The organism is Streptomyces sp. NPDC057963 (assembly GCF_042887155.1).
Classification (GTDB): domain Bacteria; phylum Actinomycetota; class Actinomycetes; order Streptomycetales; family Streptomycetaceae; genus Streptomyces.
This window is the reverse complement of the sequence record NZ_JBHVPX010000011.1, coordinates 140,647-147,268: the sequence shown is the minus strand read 5'-3', so window position 1 is coordinate 147,268 and position 6,622 is coordinate 140,647. Positions and strand designations below refer to the sequence as shown.

Below are 6,622 nucleotides of genomic sequence, written 5' to 3'. Positions count from 1 at the left end.
TGCCCCGGCGGGCGTGCCCCGGCGGGCGTGCCCCGGCGGGCGTGCCCCGGCGGGCGTGCCCCGGCGGGCGTGCCCCGGCGGGCGTGCCCCGGCGGGCGTGCCCCGGCGGATCACCTCACACGGTCGGCGATGATCCGCGCACACTCCATGGACTCGCTCCGCGTCGTGTCCACCTCCAGGTCGTAGAACACACCCCGGTGGACCAGGTCCGCCTGCGCCGCCGCCATCCCCGTGATCCGATCGCCGCGCGCGACCTCACGGGCCTCGGCAACCGCGCTCTCGCACCGGACACCGACCCACAACACCCGCAGTCCGCCGAGCGCCCGCTGCCAACGCTGCTGGGACTCCGCCCCGCCGAGGAAGACCTCGTCGACGACGACCCTGGCCCCCGCACGGGCCATCGCGGCGACCCCCTCGATCCATGCCGTCTCCAGCGTGCGGAACTCGGGGCCGACGACCACTTCACCGTCCGGAGCGAATGCGATGCCCGCGTCCGACTCCCGCATGGGCGCGGGCATCGCCTCGATCAGCGTGTCGACCCCGAAGGTCAGCCAGGGATCCGGCAGGACCGCCTGAAGACACCGGGAGATCCCGGACTTCCCCGAGCTGGAACCACCGTTGAGCACGATCATCCGGGTCATCACGGCACCACTTTACGAACGTGCTGCGCCACCTGCGCCACCTGCGTCCCCGGCCTCACCTGCGTCCCCGGCCTCACCTGCGATACCGGCGGCACCGGCGGCACCGGGGACATTGGGAACATCGGCGGCCCCCGTGGTGCGCACGGTCGGATCGCGGACGTGCGCGGCCACCGGCCGTGAGCAACTGCCGGTGCGAGGAGATCCATAATCCCTGGGCCTCCGGCGGGAGCCGTGAGTCCATAGGATTTCTACGGAAACCGGATCAGCTTCGCCAGGGGGTCGTCAATGCCGCGTCGTGGAGTGAGAGTTCCGAGCGGTCGGCTGTGCGCGGGGATCGTGCTCGGCCCTGTCGCCGGAGGGGTAACACTGTGGCTGCTCGCCCTCCTCGGCCATATCCTCTACATCTCGCAGAACACGTTCGATGTGCTGCTGTTGCTGGTGAGCGGCATCGCCGTGGGCTGCGCCGTGACCCTCACGCGGATGGGCACCGGCACCGGGTACTCGCTCGGGCTGCTGGCGGCGATCGCGGCCATGTTCTTCTGTGCCCAGCACATGGAGTACCTCTCGTCCAACGCCCTGCACGACCGGGGCCGGGAGGTGTACGGCGTGATACAGAAGGAGACTTCCAGCGTCACCGACCCGGACGGCGCCGGCACGACGTACAGCTACGCCGTCTCCTACCCGGAGAACCTGCGCCAGCGGGAGCTGCCCACCCTGAACAAGCAGTTGGAGGTCGGGGGTCGGTATCTCATCACCGTCGATCCGCAGCACAAGGTTCGCCCGGCCCTCGGTCCCCGGCCGGGCACGGACGTCTTCCACCTCGTCGGGCAGATCGGGAGCGGGGCCCTCGTCCTGCTCTTCTGGACCTGCGCCGTCGTGCTGGGCTTCCGGCCGGACGAACTCGAAGGCTGGTGACGCACCTGAGCCGTGCCCGTGCGGACGTTCACCGCGTCGCGCGCACGCCGCGCCGGGAGTCCGTGCGCACGGGCAGCGGTCACCACGGTCGACTCGGCGAGCGGGGCACTTGGCGCACATGGCCGTCGGCAGAACCGATTCAGCAGCTCCCGTCCGGGTGAAGAATCCCCGCATGTGGCAGTAACCGCAGGTCAGCGACACAGACTTGGGCCGGTTCTGATTTTTTCCCGGGCAAGGAGTGCCTTTCATGCGTCTTCGTTCCACCGTGGCTGCCGCCTTCGGCGCGCTCGCGCTCATCGTGGCCGTGCCGACCTCGGCCGGCGCGGCCTCCGGCGACTTCAGCTACACGTACAGCGGTCTCGACGGCTCACCGCGGATCGGCATCCTGTTCGACCCGCCGAGCAGGGTGTGCCTCACCTTGCCCGAGGTCGCCGACCCCCATTCGTCGAGCCCCGCCCACACTCCGTGGAACCACACCGACGCGACCGCCACCGTCTTCACCGGCGTCGACTGCGAAGGCGACCACTTCTCCCTCCGGCCGTACGGTGGCCACGCCTCCAGCCGGCTGAAGCTCCGCTCCGTCGTCTTCAGCTGACACCCCTCCTCCCCGACCCGCCCGCCCGGCCGCCCCGGTACGAGCCGCACCGCGCTCGCGCCGGGGTGGTGTCGTTCGTCACGGGAATCGTTGCCGGTCGTCGCCGGTTGACCGGACATGCCCATCCCTCCTGTGATCCTTTTGCTGTCCGGAAGCCTGCGCAGCGGTTCCTCCAACGAGACGGTGCTGCGCACCGCGCGGACGGTGGCGCCCACGGGCGTACGGACCGTTCTCTACGACGGCCTTGCGGCGCTCCCCCACTTCAATCCCGATGACGACACCGATCCGCTGCCGGAGCCGGTGGCCGCGCTGCGTACGGCGATCGACGAGGCGGACGCCCTTCTGGTGTGTACGCCGGAGTACGCGGGGACCCTGCCGGGGACGTTCAAGAACCTGCTGGACTGGACGGTCGGCGGCACCGAGATCTGCGACAAGCCGACCGCGTGGGTCAACGCCGCCGCCCCCGGCCGCGGGCAGGGCGCGGAGGCCACGTTGCGGACGGTACTCGGCTACACGGGTGCGGACATCGTCGAACCGGCCTGTGTACGGATCGCCGTGGACCGGAACGCGGTCGACGCGGACGGTGTCCTCACCGATCCGGAGGCCCGCGAGCGGCTCGGCCACGTGCTCGGGCTGCTGACGGAGCGGGCCGCGGGGATCGACCGGGGGTAGGTGCCCTCAGCCGACGGGGCCTGTCCCCGTCGGAGCCGCCCCCGTCCGGTCGGCACGTCCGGTCGACCCGTCCGGTCGGCTCGTCCGGTCGGCTCGTCCGGTCGGCTCGCCCGGTCGGCTCGCCCAGTGAGCACGATGACAGAATGGGGCGAATGACATCTTGTACGCCTGAATCGCAGCCGCGGCCCGGCTCCTGGACGAGCGGCGGGCCGCTGCACGCCGACCTCCTCGCGGCGAAGGCGCTGGTGTACGACCCGAGCGGCTTCACTTGCACCCGGCCGGTGCCCGAACCGGAGAGCGCCGACTACGGGGCGCATGTGTTCACCGTGGACGGCTCCGCCGTCAGGTTCCGGGTGGCCAGGACGACCCCGACGAAGGTCGGCCAGTTCGTGACGGTGTGGAAGCGGTCGGCCGATGGGCCGATTCAGCCGTACGACTCCGAGGACCCCGTCGATCTCTTCGTCATCAGCAGCCGTGACGCCGGCCGTTTCGGGCAGTTCGTGTTTCCGCGGGACGTGCTCTGCGAGCGGGGCATCGTGTCGCGGAACGGCACCGGCGGGAAGCGCGCCTTCCGCGTCTATCCGCCGTGGGTGACGACGGCCAATCGCCAGGCGGACCGTACTCAGGAGTGGCAGGCGGAGTATTTCCTGCGCGTGGACCTGTGTGCGGACGACGGCGGGGCGGACGGCGGTGGGGCGGACGGCGGTGGGGCGGGTGACCAGGCGGCGGACGAGGGCGCATCGCATGAGAGCGCGGCCGTCGACCTGGTCCGGTGCCGGGCGCTCTACCACCCGTGACCGCTGCCGGGCTTCCGGGACTGCGGGGCCGGGACCGCCGGACCTCCGGGCCGGGCGTCAGCGGTAGTCCTCCGGGTGGCCCTGCATCCAGGTGTTGACGCGGTCGCGGGTGCCGAGCAGTTCGGAGCGGTGCTTCTCCAGGTTGGCCGTGGCGGTGTCACCGTTCAGCGTCTTGCGCAGGGCGCTGATCCGGGCCAGCGGTTCCTCGAAGCGGCCCGGACCCTGGGCGTCCGCCCTCATCGCCTTGTCCAGGCGCGCCAGTTCGTCGTTGACCCGGCCCAGGAAGTAGGCGCAGTTCGCCGATCCCGGGGTGCAGTTGTCGTTCAGCGTGGCCTGGAGGCCCGCGAAGGCGTCGCGTACGGCCTCCGGCCTGTTCCGGGCGGCCGCGGCCGACGCGTTCACGGAGGGTGCCACGTAGGGGACGCTGTCACCCGGCCCCTGCGATGTGGTGGCGCCGCTACAGCCCACCAGGAACGCCCCGAGAACCGCGGTCGCGACCACGGTGGTCGCGGCTCCGCGCGCGTCGGTACGGATAGACATGAGGCCCCCTCGTCCGGATGGCCCAGACCATATATCCCCGGCCCGGCGTCGCCGTTGCCTCACCCCGTGATCAGCGTCTGGAGTGCAGGCGCGTACAGGTCCGCGATGTGTTCGGGGGTGGCCTCCGCGCCGGCACCGTCGCGGTGGAGGCTGAGGGTCGCGCCGAGGCCGAGCAGGTGTCCGGCGACGAGTTCGGCGCGCAGGGCGGGTTCGGGGCCGGGGAGGCGGGCGGCCAGGGCGTCGGTGACCTGTCCGTGGAAGCGATCACGCAGCAGGGAGCGTTCGTCACGGTTGCCGAGCGAGAAAACGACCCGCAGCAGGGGGTCGGTCTGCAGTTCCCGGCGGCGGCGCACCAGCGTCACCACCATGTGGCGGCCCAGCGCGTCGAGCGGTGCGTCGAAGAGTTCCGCGGCGGCCGGGCCGAAGTCGGCGACGGTGTTGAAGAGTTCTTCCTTGCGGCCGAAGTGCTTGACGACCAGGGACGGACTCACTCCGGCGTCGGCCGCTATGCCCCTGATGGTCACGTCGGCGTAGGGACGCTGTGTGAACGCCCGGCGGGCGGCGCGCAGGATCGCGTCCCGGCCCGATCCGGGATCCCCGGCTGTGGTCGGCTCCGGCACCGAGTCGCCGGCCGTGGTCGGCTCTGGCACCGGAGCGACGGCGGTCGGTCCCTGAGCCGGTCCGGACGCCGGAGCGACGGCGGTGGGTCCCTGAGCCGGTCCGGACGCCGGAGCAACGGCGGTCGGTCCGGGGGCCGGAACCGGGGCCGGTGCGGTGGCCTGGCCGCTGATCATGCGCCCTCCTGAGTCTCCCGGACCTCCCGGACCGGCATCGTCCGCACGCCGCCCTTCCGGTCGACCGGGGCGTTGCGGCTCCCTTCGACCGTACCCGCCGCCGTGTCCGTACGACCGGGCGGCAGGCACAGCGTGACCAGCAGGGCCGCGAGCGCCGCGCCCGCCGCGATCAGGAAGACGACCTGGTAGGCGTGGAGTGTGGGGGCCGTCCGGCCACCCGCCACGAACGTGATGTTGGCGAGGACCGCGGCCACCGTCGCGCTGCAGAAGGCCTGACCGATCGACCGCATCAGGGTGTTGAGGCCGTTGGCCGCGCCCGTCTCGCTGACCGGGACGCCGCGCATGACCAGCGCGGGCAGCGCCGAATACGCGATGGCGGTGCCCGAGGCGACAACCGTCGCACCCGCGATGATCAACCAGAGAGTGTGGCTGGTGAAGTAGCGCACCACGTACCCGGCCGCGATCACGCCCGCCGCCACCGCCAGACTCACCTTCGGACCGTACTTCGCGGAGATCCGTGCCGAGACCGGCGAGAGCGCCACCATCATCACGCCGCCCGGCAGCAGACACAGCCCGCTGACGACGAGCGAGGCGCCGAGCCCGTAGCCGGTCGCCTTCGGTTCCTGCACCATCTGCGCGGTGACCAGAGAGTTCGCGTAGAAGGCGAAGCCGATCAGCAGTGCGGCGACGTTGGTGAGCAGGACGGCCGGGCGGGCCGAGACCCGCAGGTCGACCATGGGCGTCGGGACGCGGAGTTCGTAGGCGCCCCAGCCCAGCGCCACCAGCACGGCGGCCACCAGCAGCCCGGTCGTACGGGCCGAGGTCCAGCCCCAGTCCGCGCCCTGGGTGACCGCGAGGAGCAGGCAGACCAGGGCCCCGGACAGCCCCAGCGCGCCTACGGCGTCGAAACGGCCGCGGGTGCGGAGCGGGGACTCGGGTACGCACCACAGCACCAGCACGATGTCGACGACACCGATCACCCCCGAGACCCAGAACATCGTGTGCCAGTCGAAGTTCTCGACGACGAGCGCCGCGACCGGCAGCCCGACCGCCGCGCCGATGCCGAGCGTCGAGCTCATCAGCGCCACGGCGGACAGCACCCGCTCGGGCGGGAGTTCGTCGCGCAGGATGCTGATGCCCAGCGGGACGACGGCGAGCGCCGCACCCTGCAGGGCGCGGCCGGTGATCAGTACGCCGATGTGGGAGCTGACCGCGCACAGGACCGAGCCCACCACCAGCACCACGAGCGAGGCGACGAGCACCCGCCGCTTGCCGTACATGTCGCCGACCCGGCCGAGAACCGGCGTGAACACCGCGCCGGTGAGCAGGGTGACGGTGACCAGCCAGCTGGCGGCGGCCGGGGTGGCGCCGGTCAGGGCGGGGATGTGCGGGAGCAGCGGTACGACGATCGTCTGCATGACCGCGACCACGACACCGCAGAAGGCGAGCACGCCGACGGCGAAGCGGGGGTGCGGGGCCTCGGCCGTGGCGTGGTCCGGGGCGGGCATGTCCGCGGGCATGGCTCTCCGTACGGTGCTCGGCGGCAGGGGCGGCGCAGGGCGATCGGACGCGACCCAGGGGGTGCACGCCCGTTCACCCGTCAGAGTAAACGCTTGTGCACCCCCTCGGCGACAGGAACTGCGGGCACCGCGTTAGCCTCGAAGCCCC

8 protein-coding genes are annotated in these 6,622 nt (G+C 71.8%); 4 read left to right on the top strand and 4 right to left on the bottom strand.

What is annotated here, in order from left to right; all coding sequences use genetic code 11:
• Positions 1-110 precede the first annotated feature (110 nt).
• On the bottom strand, positions 111-632 hold the full coding sequence (cpt, locus tag ACFVT1_RS25285) for a chloramphenicol phosphotransferase CPT (protein WP_389799705.1): 522 nt from the start codon (positions 630-632) through the stop codon (positions 111-113).
• Between the two features lie 309 nt (positions 633-941).
• On the opposite strand from cpt, the gene ACFVT1_RS25280 reads away from it, so the two are divergent.
• The 4 genes from ACFVT1_RS25280 (at position 942) to ACFVT1_RS25265 (ending at position 3,620) form a co-directional block, all read left to right on the top strand.
• Positions 942-1,556 carry a hypothetical protein gene (locus ACFVT1_RS25280; protein WP_389799346.1) on the top strand — a complete coding sequence of 205 codons (615 nt, stop codon included), beginning with the start codon at positions 942-944 and terminating at the stop codon, positions 1,554-1,556.
• A gap of 247 nt (positions 1,557-1,803) precedes the next feature.
• Positions 1,804-2,151: a hypothetical protein gene (locus tag ACFVT1_RS25275; RefSeq protein WP_389799344.1), complete on the top strand. Its 348-nt coding sequence runs from the start codon at positions 1,804-1,806 to the stop codon at positions 2,149-2,151.
• Between the two features lie 117 nt (positions 2,152-2,268).
• Positions 2,269-2,823 carry an NADPH-dependent FMN reductase gene (locus ACFVT1_RS25270; protein WP_389799341.1) on the top strand — a complete coding sequence of 185 codons (555 nt, stop codon included), beginning with the start codon at positions 2,269-2,271 and terminating at the stop codon, positions 2,821-2,823.
• Positions 2,824-2,975: 152 nt separating this feature from the next.
• Positions 2,976-3,620 carry a MepB family protein gene (locus ACFVT1_RS25265; protein WP_389799338.1) on the top strand — a complete coding sequence of 215 codons (645 nt, stop codon included), beginning with the start codon at positions 2,976-2,978 and terminating at the stop codon, positions 3,618-3,620.
• A gap of 57 nt (positions 3,621-3,677) precedes the next feature.
• Here the strand turns inward: ACFVT1_RS25265 and ACFVT1_RS25260 are convergent, their stop codons facing one another.
• The 3 genes from ACFVT1_RS25260 to ACFVT1_RS25250 all read right to left on the bottom strand — a co-directional run bounded on the left by ACFVT1_RS25260 (position 3,678) and on the right by ACFVT1_RS25250 (position 6,474).
• Positions 3,678-4,160, bottom strand: a complete 483-nt coding sequence (locus ACFVT1_RS25260; RefSeq protein WP_389799335.1) for a hypothetical protein — start codon at positions 4,158-4,160, stop codon at positions 3,678-3,680.
• Between the two features lie 59 nt (positions 4,161-4,219).
• On the bottom strand, positions 4,220-4,810 hold the full coding sequence (locus ACFVT1_RS25255; protein WP_389799333.1) for a TetR family transcriptional regulator: 591 nt from the start codon (positions 4,808-4,810) through the stop codon (positions 4,220-4,222).
• Between the two features lie 140 nt (positions 4,811-4,950).
• On the bottom strand, positions 4,951-6,474 hold the full coding sequence (locus tag ACFVT1_RS25250; protein WP_389799330.1) for an MFS transporter: 1,524 nt from the start codon (positions 6,472-6,474) through the stop codon (positions 4,951-4,953).
• Positions 6,475-6,622 lie beyond the last annotated feature (148 nt).

Excerpts from the sequence above, each read along its gene's own strand:
- cpt (WP_389799705.1), bottom strand. The coding sequence starts at position 632 with ATGATCGTGCTCAACGGTGGTTCCAGCTCGGGGAAGTCCGGGATCTCC.
- ACFVT1_RS25270 (WP_389799341.1), top strand. The coding sequence starts at position 2,269 with ATGCCCATCCCTCCTGTGATCCTTTTGCTGTCCGGAAGCCTGCGCAGC.
- ACFVT1_RS25265 (WP_389799338.1), top strand. The coding sequence starts at position 2,976 with ATGACATCTTGTACGCCTGAATCGCAGCCGCGGCCCGGCTCCTGGACG.
- ACFVT1_RS25250 (WP_389799330.1), bottom strand. The coding sequence starts at position 6,474 with ATGCCCGCGGACATGCCCGCCCCGGACCACGCCACGGCCGAGGCCCCG.
- ACFVT1_RS25275 (WP_389799344.1), top strand. The coding sequence starts at position 1,804 with ATGCGTCTTCGTTCCACCGTGGCTGCCGCCTTCGGCGCGCTCGCGCTC.
- ACFVT1_RS25260 (WP_389799335.1), bottom strand. The coding sequence starts at position 4,160 with ATGTCTATCCGTACCGACGCGCGCGGAGCCGCGACCACCGTGGTCGCG.